12 protein-coding genes are annotated in these 13,409 nt (G+C 43.6%); 8 read left to right on the forward strand and 4 right to left on the reverse strand.

The features are described from left to right. The 3 genes from B3J29_RS09005 to B3J29_RS09015 all read left to right on the forward strand — a co-directional run. The coding region (locus tag B3J29_RS09005; RefSeq protein WP_286965061.1) for a DNA-directed RNA polymerase subunit alpha at positions 1-795 on the forward strand (795 nt) is incomplete at its 5' end. 18 nt (positions 796-813) lie between these two features. Further along, complete coding sequence (gene rplQ, locus B3J29_RS09010) at positions 814-1,179, forward strand: 50S ribosomal protein L17 (protein ID WP_004786886.1); 366 nt, start codon at positions 814-816, stop codon at positions 1,177-1,179. 219 nt (positions 1,180-1,398) lie between these two features. Beyond that, positions 1,399-2,889: a flavin-containing monooxygenase gene (locus tag B3J29_RS09015; RefSeq protein ID WP_286965063.1), complete on the forward strand. Its 1,491-nt coding sequence runs from the start codon at positions 1,399-1,401 to the stop codon at positions 2,887-2,889. A 53-nt stretch (positions 2,890-2,942) separates the two neighbouring features. Here B3J29_RS09015 and B3J29_RS09020 read toward each other — a convergent pair whose 3' ends face one another. Next, the gene (locus tag B3J29_RS09020; protein WP_286965066.1) at positions 2,943-4,115 is read right to left on the reverse strand and encodes an acyl-CoA dehydrogenase family protein; all 1,173 of its coding nucleotides are present in this window, start codon (positions 4,113-4,115) and stop codon (positions 2,943-2,945) included. Between the two features lie 182 nt (positions 4,116-4,297). On the opposite strand from B3J29_RS09020, the gene B3J29_RS09025 reads away from it, so the two are divergent. The 5 genes from B3J29_RS09025 to B3J29_RS09045 all read left to right on the forward strand — a co-directional run bounded on the left by B3J29_RS09025 (position 4,298) and on the right by B3J29_RS09045 (position 9,625). Beyond that, positions 4,298-4,555, forward strand: a complete 258-nt coding sequence (locus B3J29_RS09025; protein WP_125278962.1) for a succinate dehydrogenase assembly factor 2 — start codon at positions 4,298-4,300, stop codon at positions 4,553-4,555. Then, the gene (locus B3J29_RS09030) at positions 4,548-4,934 is read left to right on the forward strand and encodes a hypothetical protein (protein ID WP_214001897.1); all 387 of its coding nucleotides are present in this window, start codon (positions 4,548-4,550) and stop codon (positions 4,932-4,934) included. Before B3J29_RS09025 ends, B3J29_RS09030 begins: the two co-directional genes overlap by 8 nt. A gap of 545 nt (positions 4,935-5,479) precedes the next feature. Continuing rightward, positions 5,480-6,520 carry a hypothetical protein gene (locus B3J29_RS09035; protein WP_262477592.1) on the forward strand — a complete coding sequence of 347 codons (1,041 nt, stop codon included), beginning with the start codon at positions 5,480-5,482 and terminating at the stop codon, positions 6,518-6,520. Between the two features lie 72 nt (positions 6,521-6,592). After that, a complete protein-coding gene (gene rrtA / locus B3J29_RS09040) occupies positions 6,593-7,165 on the forward strand; it encodes a rhombosortase (protein ID WP_005233757.1) in 573 nt (190 codons plus the stop codon). Positions 7,166-7,342: 177 nt separating this feature from the next. After that, complete coding sequence (locus B3J29_RS09045) at positions 7,343-9,625, forward strand: TRAP transporter large permease subunit (RefSeq protein WP_286965070.1); 2,283 nt, start codon at positions 7,343-7,345, stop codon at positions 9,623-9,625. A 48-nt stretch (positions 9,626-9,673) separates the two neighbouring features. Here the strand turns inward: B3J29_RS09045 and B3J29_RS09050 are convergent, their stop codons facing one another. The 3 genes from B3J29_RS09050 to B3J29_RS09065 all read right to left on the reverse strand — a co-directional run bounded on the left by B3J29_RS09050 (position 9,674) and on the right by B3J29_RS09065 (position 13,223). After that, positions 9,674-10,549, reverse strand: a complete 876-nt coding sequence (locus B3J29_RS09050) for a DMT family transporter (protein WP_286965072.1) — start codon at positions 10,547-10,549, stop codon at positions 9,674-9,676. A 381-nt stretch (positions 10,550-10,930) separates the two neighbouring features. Beyond that, positions 10,931-11,143, reverse strand: a complete 213-nt coding sequence (locus tag B3J29_RS09060) for a YheV family putative zinc ribbon protein (RefSeq protein ID WP_171064841.1) — start codon at positions 11,141-11,143, stop codon at positions 10,931-10,933. A 40-nt stretch (positions 11,144-11,183) separates the two neighbouring features. Next, positions 11,184-13,223 carry a M3 family metallopeptidase gene (locus tag B3J29_RS09065; RefSeq protein ID WP_286965074.1) on the reverse strand — a complete coding sequence of 680 codons (2,040 nt, stop codon included), beginning with the start codon at positions 13,221-13,223 and terminating at the stop codon, positions 11,184-11,186. Positions 13,224-13,409 lie beyond the last annotated feature (186 nt).

The following is a 13,409-nucleotide window of genomic DNA, read 5'->3' on the forward strand; positions in this document are numbered from 1 at the left end:
GAAGGCTTGCAGCAGGACATCGTCGAGCTCTTGCTGAACCTAAAAGGATTGTCTATTAAGCTGTTCGATCAAAATGAAGCTTATTTAACATTAGAGAAACAAGGTCCAGGCGACGTAACTGCGGCTGACCTTCGTTTACCTCATAATGTTGAAGTGGTTAACCCTGAACACTTGATCGGCACGTTAAGTGCATCAGGCAATCTTAAGATGCGCCTGAAAGTGGCTCAAGGTCGTGGCTACGAGACTTCTGACTCACGTTTCCCAGAAGGCGAGACTCGCCCAGTGGGTCGTTTACAGTTAGATGCATCTTACAGCCCGATCAAACGTGTGTCTTACACAGTGGAAAACGCTCGTGTAGAACAACGTACTGACCTTGATAAACTGGTCATTGATCTTGAAACCAACGGTACAGTTGATCCTGAAGAAGCAATCCGCAAAGCGGCAACAATCTTGCAACAACAAATTGCAATCTTTGTTGATCTTCAGAAAGATCAAGCTCCTGTGGCTCAAGAACCTCGTGAAGAAGTTGATCCAATTTTGCTTCGTCCAGTAGATGATCTAGAGCTAACTGTTCGTTCTGCTAACTGTTTGAAAGCAGAAAACATTTACTACATTGGTGATCTTGTACAGCGTACTGAGGTTGAGTTACTTAAAACTCCTAACCTTGGTAAGAAATCGCTTACTGAGATCAAAGATGTTCTGGCTTCCAAAGGCTTACAACTCGGCATGCGTTTAGAGAACTGGCCACCAGCTAGTCTCCGTATGGACGATCGTTTCGCCTATCGTAGCCGTTAATTAAGTAGGACTATCACCATGCGTCATCGTAATAGTGGTGTGAAATTAGGCCGTACAAGCAGTCATCGTAAAGCGATGTTCCAAAACATGGCTAACTCTTTGTTTGAGCACGAGTTGATCAAAACAACTGTGCCTAAAGCAAAAGAATTACGTCGTGTTGCTGAGCCTTTAATCACTTTAGCTAAAGTCGATACAGTAGCAAACCGTCGTTTGGCGTTTGCTCGTACTCGTTCAGCTGCAACTGTTGGTAAATTATTTACCGTTCTTGGCCCTCGTTACAAAGAGCGTAACGGCGGTTATCTACGTGTTCTTAAAGCGGGCTTCCGTGCAGGTGATGCTGCACCGATGGCTTACGTTGAGCTAGTAGATCGCGAAGTTAACTAATTTCGTGTAGAGCAGCAAACGTTGTTCGAAAAGGTCGGTTGAATAAACCGGCCTTTTTTAATGCCTAAAATTTATCTTTTTATAAATTGATTATCGGTTTAGCTATAAAAATGTCCCCAAAAGATAAAAAAAATAGGGCAAACACACAAACTTGACATGGAGTATTGTCAGTTTTGTGCTTTAATAAAATAAATGACAAACTTGGGTTAAAAGAAGAATATGGAAAAACAGGTTGATATCTTAATTGTGGGTGCAGGTATCTCAGGAATAGGTTTAGCAGCACATATCTCTAAAAATTGTCCGAAGCGTTCTTTTGAAATTATTGAACGTCGGGAAAGCGTAGGTGGTACCTGGGATTTATTTAAATATCCAGGCATCCGTTCAGATTCTGATATGTCGACTTTTGGCTTTAATTTTAAACCTTGGAAAAAAGCCAGTGTGTTGGCTGACGGTGCATCAATTAAAAACTATCTGTCTGAAGTAGTAGAAGAATGCCAACTTGAATCCAGAATTCACTATCAGCACCGTGTTTTAAATGCTAATTATGATACGCATACGAACAAATGGTCAGTGATAATCGAAAATGCTCAAGGTAAGACTGAAACCTGGGTAGCGAATTTTGTTTTAGGTTGTACTGGTTATTATAATTATGACCAAGGTTTTCAACCAGAATTTCCAAATCAGGATGCATTTAAAGGAACTTTTATTCATCCGCAACATTGGCCGGAGAACTTCGATTATAGCGGTAAAAAAGTGGTAATTATTGGTAGTGGTGCAACTGCTATTACGTTAGTTCCAGCGATGGTCAAAGGTGGAGCAGGCCATGTGACTATGTTGCAGCGTTCACCGACTTATATTGCTTCGGTACCATCCATTGATATGGTCTATGACAAGATGCGTAAATATCTGTCTGAAGATATGGCTTATAAGCTTACCCGTGCACGAAACATTGGTATGCAGCGCGGGATTTATGCGCTGGCACAAAAACAGCCGAAATTGCTTAAAAAGCTGCTTTTAAATGCGGTAAAGTTCCAACTTAAAGGTAAAGTGGACATGAAACACTTTACCCCGAATTATGAGCCTTGGGATCAGCGCCTATGTGTAGTGCCAGATGGGGATTTATTCAAAATCCTGCGTGAAGGTCATGCATCTGTAGAAACAGATCATATCGAGAAATTTACTGAAACTGGGATTCAGCTGAAATCAGGTAAACATCTGGATGCGGATATTATTGTGTCTGCTACTGGTTTAAATATTCAGATTCTGGGTGGTATTCAGGCCACGATAGACGGTAAGCCTTTGGATACGTCGAAGCATATGCTGTATCAGGGGGTGATGGTCAGTGATGTGCCAAATATGGCGCTGATTATTGGCTATATCAATGCTTCCTGGACCTTGAAAGTGGACATTGCCGCAGAATATATCTGCCGTCTGCTCAATTATATGGATCAGCATGGTTATGATGAAGTGATTCCAGAAGGGGATGCTACCGAATTACTTGAAGATACGGTGATGGGAAGTCTGACTTCAGGCTATATTGCCCGTGCAGCGGATGTGATGCCGAAACAGGGTAAGCATGCGCCTTGGAAAGTATCCAATAATTATCTGGCGGATCGTAAAGAGCTGAAAACAGCATCTTTTGAAGATGGAGTATTGAAATTCAAATTGAAATCCAGGGCCGTGCCAGCCAAGCCAAGATTGGTGTCTTAAGTGTAGATATAGATAAAAGGAGTACCTGATGTACTCCTTTTTCATATTTCAAATTACAGTGATCTGGAAATCAGTTCCTTCATGATTTCATTGGTTCCTGCATAAATGCGGTTCGCGCGATTATCCAGATACGCTCGTGCAATCGGATATTCCAGTATATAGCCATAACCGCCATGCAGTTGCAGGCATTCATCAACCACTTTGCTATACAGTTCAGAAATTTTGTATTTAGCAGCTGCGGCAGCATCAATTCCTAATTCCTGAGTAAGCTGTAGTTGCATACAACGGTCCAGATAAGCCCGACAAATTTCAATTTCGGTACGCAGTTCTGCCAGTTTAAAACGGGTATTTTGAAAAGCGCTGATCGGTTTGCTAAAGGCTTGACGTTCTTTGGTGTATTTCACTGTATGTGCGAATGCCGCTTCTGCCCCTGCCTGACATATGATGGCCACAATTAACCGTTCCCAAGCCAGTTCTTTCATCAGCATCATAAAACCCATGTCTTCCTGACCTAGCAGGTTTTCTTTAGGCACACGGACATTGTCAAAGAACAGTTCACAGGTATCCTGACCTTTCATGCCGATTTTATTTAAGGGTTTACCTTTACTAAATCCTGCACGATCTGCTTCGACCATAATTAAGGAAAGGTTAGCAGAGCCTTTCTCGCTATGGCCCGTTTTACATACCACAATTGCCATATCACAAAGATAGCCATTGGTAATGAAGATTTTAGATCCATTAATCACATACTCTCCACCCTCTAATACCGCACTAGTACGTACTGCCTGCAGATCTGAGCCAGTTCCGGGTTCGGTCATCGCGATTGCTGTGACCACTTCACCTGTTGCCATTTTCGGGAGCCATTGTTGCTTTTGTGCTTCATTGCCAAAGTTCAGAATATAATTGGCCACGATATCGGAGTGCAGTGAAAATCCTGTCGCAGAGTCGCCTGCATAGGCCTGTTCCTCAATCAGAATCATACTATAGAGACGATCTACCTCAGAACCGCCATAAGCTTCAGGCATCGTGGCACAGAGAAGGCCAAGTTCACCGGCTTTATTCCAGAGCACACGATCGACATGCTGTTGCTGTTCATATTTTTCTGTATGCGGAATCACTTCCTTTTCATAGAATTTACGTACCGTCTCCCGAAAGGCTTCATATTGATCATTGAAAATTTGACGTGGCAGCATGCTGGCCAGTGGACGGATCGCGCTCGAATGCATCTTATAATTCCCTTATTGTGATGTTTTATTTAACTTAAAATAGAGCAGACGAGGGAGCAATGAGCTGAATGTTCAAATCTGGGGAATCTACTGATGCTTTTGGTCATTTGTATGAAATACCTCGAAATTCAGCAATGGCTTAAGGTAAACTACTCAGGTTTGTAACGAGTTGGGAAAATTCTATGACTGATGACATCACCTTAGAAGAGCGCAAAGTGATTTATCGCGCGCGTCGTGGCTTGAAAGAGATCGATGTATATTTTGATCCCTACGTGAAAAACTATTATCTCAATGCTGATCCCTTCGAAAAAGAGATGTTTGCTGAGCTGGTTGCACAGGAAGATCCGGACCTGCTGGACTGGTTTATGGAAGTGTCAGAACCCCCACGCCCTGAATTAAAAGATTTTATCAAGAAGCTTAAATTTTACGTTCATGGATAATCGCTGTTTTAAGCTGAAACGCAGTAAGTGTGCACTGGTGTTTCAGCTTTTTATTTTCGCTGTATTGATGTTCTTGCTGTATCAGTTATTGCCTGTAATAATGTGGCTGGTTTGTGGCGTCATCGGTCTGGTCATCTACCAGTTGTTTTATCGTAAGATACCGCACATTGAGCAGTTTGAATATCTGGATGGACGTGAATGGTCACTGACTGCAGCTGCACAAGGCACACGGCGAGTGTTGATCAGTCACGTGATTGATCACCAAGCTTATATCGTGGTGTATTTCCAACATGCAAAAGCACGTCCGTTGCTCATCTGGTGTGATCAGTTACCTTTTAAACAATGGAAGTCTTTGAAAGTTTTAACAAAAATACTTTAATTGTCCGACAAATGAGATTCCGAAATTTTAAATAAATTGATTAAAAATAAATAGTTACACGCTAATCCCGCTTAAATTGTCAGACAAAAAATTATATTTCTCTGTAAAAACAATAAATTGTCTGACAATTTTTCAGCGGCTTTTTTTATAAGCAGATACATTTAAGTCACCAACAGCGAACACAGGAGATCATGATGGAATTTCCAATGTGGGTGTTTTTGATCGTTGCGATTGTGATGACCCTGGTCATAGGACGGCTGGGAACGGTGCTGAAGGACAGATTTTCACCTAAATAACAGAATTAAGCTCGAGAACCTATTTTCTTCTCGGCTTGCCAAGTTGATAAGTAGCATGTGCTGAACCGTCGCAATGCTACTTTTTTTTGCCCAAAATTTGGGATTTTATCTACTACAGTCAATTGAAGCTGGGCGATTTAATGGCAAAGTGTCTGGTCTAAATTAGAGTAAATACTCTTTTATTCGTTATATGCTTCTGATATGTTTAGCAGAATAATGGACATAATCACAATTATAGAGGACAGGAAAATGTCGAGCGTCCGAAAAATATGCCAAGGTATGGCGACCATTGCAATAACAACAACAGTTCTAACAGGATGTTCTCAGGTCATTAAAACCGGTGCCAATGTGGCGTTGGGTTTCACTGAAAAGCATATCGTTCCACCAATCCTGGCGATGGATGATGCCGAGATGGTGTGTAATTCCGGGAATTCTTTAACGCCGGCTATCATGTCGACCAAGGAAATGGGGGCTGATCCGACTCGTGTTGCAGTACTGATGTATTCTGCAGCCGGAATTTGTGCCGAGCAGAAAGCGTTGGATGCAGAGCTGCGGTATTTGCGTGCTTCTAAAGTCAACCAGGTGACTGAAGCTCAGGATGCGCGGATTGAGCAGAAACGCTGGGCTGCACTGGCTGCACAACGCCAGTACACGGGTTATCAGTTATTTCAGACCCGTTATGAGAAAAAATATAAAAAAGCGCTGGGTGAAGGCTGTCCACGCATGAACAGTGATATTGAACAGACAGTTTATCTGCTGGGCATGCTGAGTGGCTTGCAAGCCATGACCAATGACATTAACTCGAGTGGGGTCGTACAAGTACCTAAAGATATTGCGGCTGTGGTTGAGCGTGGCATGACCTGTCTGGATAATACCAAATTCTGGGGCGCACCAAATGCAACCCGTGCTGTCATCTGGACTTTATTGCCAGGGGCAGGTGATGGAAAACCTGATCCTTACCAAACTCTGAAACAGTCAGTACAAATCGGTGAGCAAAAAGGTGTACGTTTATCACATGCCTTATATGCTGTAGCGGCACAGGCTAGTGGGGATGAGGCCAAAATTCGTGATGCATTAAGAACCTTTGATCAGGCACGTAGTGATGAAAAACCGGTCAATCCTCAGTTCAAGCTGATCGACAGTATGGCTGCCATTATGGTGAATGGTATTTCTGACCGTTACTGGACTGAAAATACCGGTATTCGTAGTGCAGATGATGGCATGCAGACCTTCTGGGATGAAATAGATAATTCCTCAAAACTGGATGATCTGTTCAGCGCTGATCTATAATTTAATGAAAAATTAAGTGAATGATGCTCATAGGGGTCATTTTCAATATGCTGAAAGGAGTTCAAGGAGCCGATGCAAGATCAACATCTTCGACGAAAAATTATTTTTCTGGCGGCTTTTGTCTCTCTTTCAGCGAGTTTGCAAATCTTTAACGATGCTTTCATCTACTGGCAGGAAAGCCTGCTCGGGGAATTCTGGCGGCTCTGGACTGCGCACTGGGTGCATGTCGGCTGGGCCCATTATTTTCTGAATATTCTTGCCTTTATCTGTCTACCTTTCATTTTTCCCCGTGCATCTGTGTGGCATTTCGTCTCAATTCTTTTGATTCTGCCACCGTTGATCAGCCTGAGTTTTTATTTTTTCCTGCCAAATATTGAAGCATATGCAGGACTATCCGGGGTATTACATGGGGCCTATGTCGCAGTCGCCTGTGTGCATCTGCTTTATCAACGTGAACGTGGATTTGCCGTACTGGTATTATTTTTAATCTTTGCCAAACTAATTTGGGAAAATACCATTGGAAATCAGGAAACTGCACAACTTATTGGCAGTCCGGTACTGGTCGAAGCGCATTTGTTAGGGGTGATCTGGGGAGTGGTAGTCGCATTGCTCTATATCTTAGGTAACTATGTTGGGGATAGCTGAAACTGTTGGCAGAAAAGACAAAAAGAAAAGATAAATTGTCATTTTTATTCTGCTGATTTTCATGCAGAGTCAAAACAGAAAATAATAATACTGACCCTTGTAAAGGAATTTTCGGGGCAAACAGGAAGACCAGCGCCTAAAAGAATGTAAGGCGCGAAAACAAGAATAGGAAAATACATGCACAACGATAATCAAAACAGATCAGGATTAGGTCTGTTACGTTATATCTGGACAGAGTGGATCTCGACCTTTGTCGTGCTCATCTTGCTCTTACTGACCTTAGTGATTGGAACCGGGGAAATGATTCATGGTCAGTTACTGCGTATGGGCGAGCGTCTGTATGGTGATCCGGCGACAGGCATGCAATATTCGTTTTTGCGTGCTGAACCGAAAGCACCACAATGTGATCGTAATATTAATGTCGATCAAAAAGTTCAGGAGCAGATGAAAGCAGATGCCGCCGATGAATATGCCGATTTCTTCGGTGTACGTTCTGAAGCGGATGTGCGTGCTGCAGTTATGCAGGCACAACAGGTCTGTGAAGAGTCCTACCAGTTCTATGACAAGGCGATGACGCATATTGAAGCGCATCCAAGTATTCGCGCTTATCGCAGTTTTGAAACCTCATTCTTTGGCATTTTCAAGTTTGGGACTGAAAACCGTGCCTTACTGTTGATTATCATGGTGGTATTTGCTGCAATCAGTGCGACATTAAAAACCCATCATATCGGTCTACGTAGCCCAGCCACCCGTATCGATTTCAAAGTCTATTCCGTGGCGATGCTGATCGCGAACAGTTTCCTAGTCTATTCTTCCTATAGCCAATATATGTCGGTGCTGAATTCCGGGGTGCCGATGGGAGACATGAAGTATGTCTACTGGCTATGGATGATTCTCTTTGGAACATTGACCCTGATCAGTTTGTACCAAGTCATTAAGCCACCTCAGGCGACCCGAGAAGGGGGTAGTTTCGGACTGGCTTTCTTAAGCGTGCCACTGTATGCCTATATGGCTATCAGTACCGGGTTTAACTTTGTCTTCTTGATGGATTACCCGATGGGTCAGGGCATCTATCTGGGGCAACTGGTTGAATTTTCGAGCATCTTCCTGAATCTGGCCTTATTTATCTGGGCCGGTATGTTGCTGAAACAAACCCGTGTCGTAGACATGTTCCTGAATATCCTGCGTCCATGGAATCTGGCTCCAGAAACCTTGACCTGGTTAATCCTGCTGGCAGCTGCACTACCTACTGCTTATACCGGTGCATCCGGGATTTTCGTGATTGCTGCCGGTGCAATCATTTATAAGGAAGTCTGGAATGCCGGTGGTCGCCGTCAGTTTGCCTTGGCAGCAACTGCGATGTCCGGTTCACTCGGTGTAGTACTTCGCCCATGTCTATTAATTGTTGTGGTGGCTTCATTGAACAAGGAAGTGACGACAGATATGCTGTATCACTACGGTGTCTACGTCTTCTTGCTCAGTTCAACATTGTTCCTGATCATTTCGCTATTCTTTGCTGAAAGCAAGTTCCGTATTGCTGCACCTGGTCTGGCTGCACCTCAGTCTGCACGTGCCTTTGTAAATGTGATTCCTTATATCGTGATTTTCATTCTGATCTGGCTGTTCTACAAATATGCCTTGTCTACAGATCTGAATGAATTTACTGCACCTGTCATGATGCCAGTCATTCTGTTGATGATCGTGCTATTTGATAAGTTACGTCATGAGCCTGCACCATTACCGCCAATGGGACATTGGGATGAAACCTTAACTACCACCTTAGGTTCAGCAAATACGCCTGCAATGGCGACCGCGGGTACAGCCATGAATGCTGAATATCGTGAAGCAGAGCATATTGAGCAGCAGGGCAGTGAGCTGGCTGTAGACCATGGTGTAAAACGTTCGACTGTTGGTGAAAGCTTGCGTCAAGTCGGCTTCTGGAAATCATTACACATTTCGACCAGTGAAACGGTTGGACACATTGGTGCGCTGGTGATCCTGATGGCACTGTCTGTCAGTGTGGGTGGACTGCTGGAACGTATGGAAATTATGGAAGCGTTCCCGACAGATATCAGCAGTACCATTCTGGTGATTTCCATGATTGTTGGCCTGATGGTGTTCGTTGGCATGATTATGGACCCATTCGGCGCAGTGATCCTGATTTCAGCAACGGTTGCACCAGTCGCCTATCAGTATGGAATTCATCCTGTGCATTTCTGGATGATTACCTTGATTGGTTTCGAGCTGGGTTATGTGACACCGCCAGTTGCCCTGAATCATCTGTTAGCAAGGCAATCCATTGGTGATGCGGAGGTGGCCGAGGCGGATGCAGAAGTTCGACATAAGTCCTTCTATTACCGTTACGAGCGCTGGATTTTACCGATGATCGTGTTACTGCCAGCGATGCTGATCATTGCCTATGTACCTTATGTATTTAAACTCTTCGGCTGGTATCAGTAATTTAAGCAAATAAAAAAAGCACTTTCGGGTGCTTTTTCTATTGTGGCCTTAACGCAGCCTAAGCTTATTTTGTAAAGCAGGACTACACAGTAAAATCCCACAAAAAATCAGCCCTAGTCCGAGCAGGCTATAGAGATCTGGAATTTCTTCCCAGAATAAATAGCCCCATAAGCCAGCAAAGAAAATCGTAATATAGTTCACTGGCCCAATCTGACCAGCAGGTGCCAGTTTATAGGCATTGGATAGGAATAACTGACTGGTATTTGCCAATAAACCGGCTGCAATTAAATAACCGAGTTCAGTCAGGGTATAAGGACGCCAATGCCAGAACATTGGCACCATGGAAATCAGGGTGCCGATCAGACAGAAATAAAACACAATCCGTTCTGGTGGTTCGGTTTGAGTTAGGGCGCGTACAGTAACAAAAGCCATAGCAGCTAGGAAGCTGGCACTCAAGCCAATCACAGACATCAGGTTAAATAAACCGGAATCAGGCTTAGCCACGCACAACACGCCAATAAAACCGATCGCAGCAGCCAGCAACATGCTTTGAGTGACTTTTTCTTTTAGAAAAAGCCAGGCAATCAGTGGAATAAAAATCGGTGAGGAATAGGTGAAGACCATGGCATTGGAGAGCTTTAAATGTGCAATGGCATAGAAGAAGCCATACATCGCCGTCAGACCTGCGACAGAGCGCCAAGTGTGCATCCAGAGTTTTTCAGTTTTAAAAAAGCTAATACCTTTATTGAAGATCAAAGGCAGAAAGATAAACAGGCCGACAAAATTCCGGAAAAATACCACCGTGGCATTGTCAACCGTGTGTGAGGCGAAGCGGATACAGACGCCCATGACTGAAAACAGAAAAGCGGAACAGGTCAGAAAGATAATTGCCTTAACCAGATGCGAGGGAGAGGCTACACTCATGAGAGAACTTAGCTAGAAAATCTGTGGATATTCTAGCTGAAAATCCCTAACTCATTCTGACTATTGTGCCAGTTGTGCTTCGAGTAACTTGATTTGTTCCTCTTTGAGTTTAATCAGCTCATCCGCATCACTATGCTGTTGCTTCAGGCTTTTTTCTTGCTCATTGAGCTGTTGCTGGATATCTTCCAGTTTGGCAATTTCTTCTTTCGCCAAAGTGGCATTTTCAGTNNTCACCCTGATGTGCCGGTAATGTTTCATTTTGCGTGAGAAAAAACTGTGTAATTATTAAAACAGCAATAATCACAACAATTAATCCACTCACTATTCCCCATAAAAGTTTAGGATTTTGTCGATGATCTAGAGTCATTTAGGTTCCCGAAATTATTCTTTTGGCTGACGGGGTTTAAACTGAATCACACCAATTTCATCCGGAACGGCTGGTGACTCAGGTTCCTCGATATGGGTGGGACGGTTTTCTTCATACCCACATTCGATACATTCAATCCATTCAGCTTCACCAGAGGTCAGCATAACGATCCGATCCAACGCCTGACATTTAGGACATTTTGCGCCTGCAATGAAACGACGTTTGATAGCCATCATACTCACCCTGTGATTTAATTAAAAACGTAGTTTAAGCGTTTTTAGAGCGGTTCGTCCAACCTTGATGACGTAACAAAGCATCTATTTTTGGCTCGCGTCCGCGGAAATTGATAAATGCGTCAAGTGCTGTATCTTTTCCGCCAACTGCTAGAATTTTTTGTCTAAACTGCTTTCCGGTTTCAGTGTTAAAAATTCCTTCTTCTTCGAAGCGATCGAAGGCATCACTGGCCAAAACTTCTGCCCATTTATAAGAATAATAGCCCGCTGCATATCCACCCGCGAAGATATGACTAAAGCTGTGCTGGAACCGGTTATATGCTGTAGTGGGTAAAACGGCGTATTTCTCACGAATTTCGTTCAAGGTTGTCTGAATCTGTTCAGCATTCAATGCCGGATTGGCACGGTGAATGGTCAGGTCGAATAAAGCAAATTCCAGCTGACGCAAAGTTTGCATACCGGACTGGAAGAAGCGAGCATCCAGTAAGGCTTTTAACAAGTCAGCAGGTAAGACTTCCTTGGTTTCGATATGTTCGCTAAGCAGGTTTAAACTGTCCTGATCCCAGGCCCAGAATTCCATAAACTGGCTTGGTAGCTCAACAGCATCCCAATCCACGCCGTGTGTACCAGCCACAGCAATATTGTCCACTTCTGTCAGCATATGATGCAGACCGTGACCAAACTCATGGAACAGGGTAATCACTTCATCATGAGTCAGTAGTGCAGGGCGATTACCGACTGGTGGAGTAAAGTTTGCCACCATATAACAGATCGGTTTTTGCAGACCTTCAGCAATTTGCATGCGTGACCGGAAGCCGCTCATCCAGGCACCGCCACGTTTGCCCTGACGCGCATAGAGGTCAAAATAGAAACCGCCAATCACTTCGCCTTGGTCTTCCAGTTCAAAATAACGTGCATCTGGATGCCAAACTGGCGCTTCACGTTCAATCACCTGAATGTCATATAAACGTTTCAGGATACTGAACAGACCTTGCAAGATTTTTGGAGCCGGAAAGTAGGGTTTGAGTGATTCCTGAGACAGATTAAACTGCTGCATTTTCAGCTTTTCAGAATAATAACTGCTGTCCCAAGGCTTTAATTCTGTGATGCCATCTTCAGCAGCAATGGCTTTCAGTTCAGCCACTTCCTGTTCAGCAGGCGCACGGGCATGTTCTGCCAGATCACGCAGGAATTCATCCACAGCTTCGACATTTGGTGCCATTTTGCTGGCCAGTGAATATTCGGCATAATTATTAAAGCCTAAGAGTGCTGCCATTTCCTGACGTAGTTTCAGGATCTCTTCCATGATGGCAGTATTGTCAAATTCAGTCTGTTCGGACTGATCTGACGCGCGCGTGGTATAGGCTTTATAGAGTTCTTCACGCAGGCCACGATCTTCGGCATGAGTCATAATTGCTAGATAAGACGGGAAGTCTAATGTAGCAACCGGCTGATCCAGTTCACGTTGCTGGCCATATTGTTTTAACAGTTCAATATTACTTTCAGACAGCCCCGCTAATTCTTCTTCCTTAAGCGGTCTGAAATAAGCTTGAGTTGCATCCAGTACATGATTGGAGAAATCTGAGGAAAGTTGTGACAAACGTGCAGAAATTTCCGCATAGCGTTTTTTTGCTTCACCCTCTAGAGCTACGCCTGACAATTTAAAGTCACGTAGCGCCAGTTTAATTGCACTTTGCTGGGCTTCCGGTAGTTCATTGAAGACCGGTGCATCCTGTACATGTTGATAGGTTTGATATAGCGCTGTGTGCTGGCCTAGCTGGGTATAGTAATCATTTAGACTCGGTAATAATGCCTGATAAACATCACGGGTTTCACTATTATTCATAACTGCGTTCAGATGCGACAAAACGCCCCAGGACTCGCTCATATTATTTTCTAGCGTATCAACTTGCTTCAGAACTGCAAGTTGTTCCTGAACAGTATCAGGCGTCTGGGTCAGTTTATTTAGAAATTGCAAACCTTGCTGAATGCAGTTTTCAATTTTTTGTTTAAGGTCTGCCAGCGTAATCTGATCGAATTGTGGAACGGGTAAAGTTGCTTTTTCTAATGTCATGTCGTTTCTGCCGAAGTCATTTCCTATGTTAAATCTAGATGTAGGGCTTATTGGTAGGGAAATCAAGCATACGACGGTATTAATTATTCGATCTCAGGCTGGATCTTGATTCGTTCAATCTCATGCACAATGCTGCCCAAAGTACTTGTTGTAAGCTTAAGCTGTAGTTCAACGGATTTATTTTGA

It is taken from the genome of Acinetobacter sp. UBA5984 (genome assembly GCF_002429925.1).
Classification (GTDB): Bacteria; Pseudomonadota; Gammaproteobacteria; order Pseudomonadales; family Moraxellaceae; genus Acinetobacter; species Acinetobacter variabilis.

Excerpts from the sequence above, each read along its gene's own strand:
- B3J29_RS09065 (WP_286965074.1), bottom strand. The coding sequence starts at position 13,223 with ATGACATTAGAAAAAGCAACTTTACCCGTTCCACAATTCGATCAGATT.
- B3J29_RS09035 (WP_262477592.1), top strand. The coding sequence starts at position 5,480 with ATGTCGAGCGTCCGAAAAATATGCCAAGGTATGGCGACCATTGCAATA.
- B3J29_RS09020 (WP_286965066.1), bottom strand. The coding sequence starts at position 4,115 with ATGCATTCGAGCGCGATCCGTCCACTGGCCAGCATGCTGCCACGTCAA.
- B3J29_RS09045 (WP_286965070.1), top strand. The coding sequence starts at position 7,343 with ATGCACAACGATAATCAAAACAGATCAGGATTAGGTCTGTTACGTTAT.
- B3J29_RS09050 (WP_286965072.1), bottom strand. The coding sequence starts at position 10,549 with ATGAGTGTAGCCTCTCCCTCGCATCTGGTTAAGGCAATTATCTTTCTG.
- B3J29_RS09025 (WP_125278962.1), top strand. The coding sequence starts at position 4,298 with ATGACTGATGACATCACCTTAGAAGAGCGCAAAGTGATTTATCGCGCG.
- rplQ (WP_004786886.1), top strand. The coding sequence starts at position 814 with ATGCGTCATCGTAATAGTGGTGTGAAATTAGGCCGTACAAGCAGTCAT.
- B3J29_RS09030 (WP_214001897.1), top strand. The coding sequence starts at position 4,548 with ATGGATAATCGCTGTTTTAAGCTGAAACGCAGTAAGTGTGCACTGGTG.
- rrtA (WP_005233757.1), top strand. The coding sequence starts at position 6,593 with ATGCAAGATCAACATCTTCGACGAAAAATTATTTTTCTGGCGGCTTTT.
- B3J29_RS09015 (WP_286965063.1), top strand. The coding sequence starts at position 1,399 with ATGGAAAAACAGGTTGATATCTTAATTGTGGGTGCAGGTATCTCAGGA.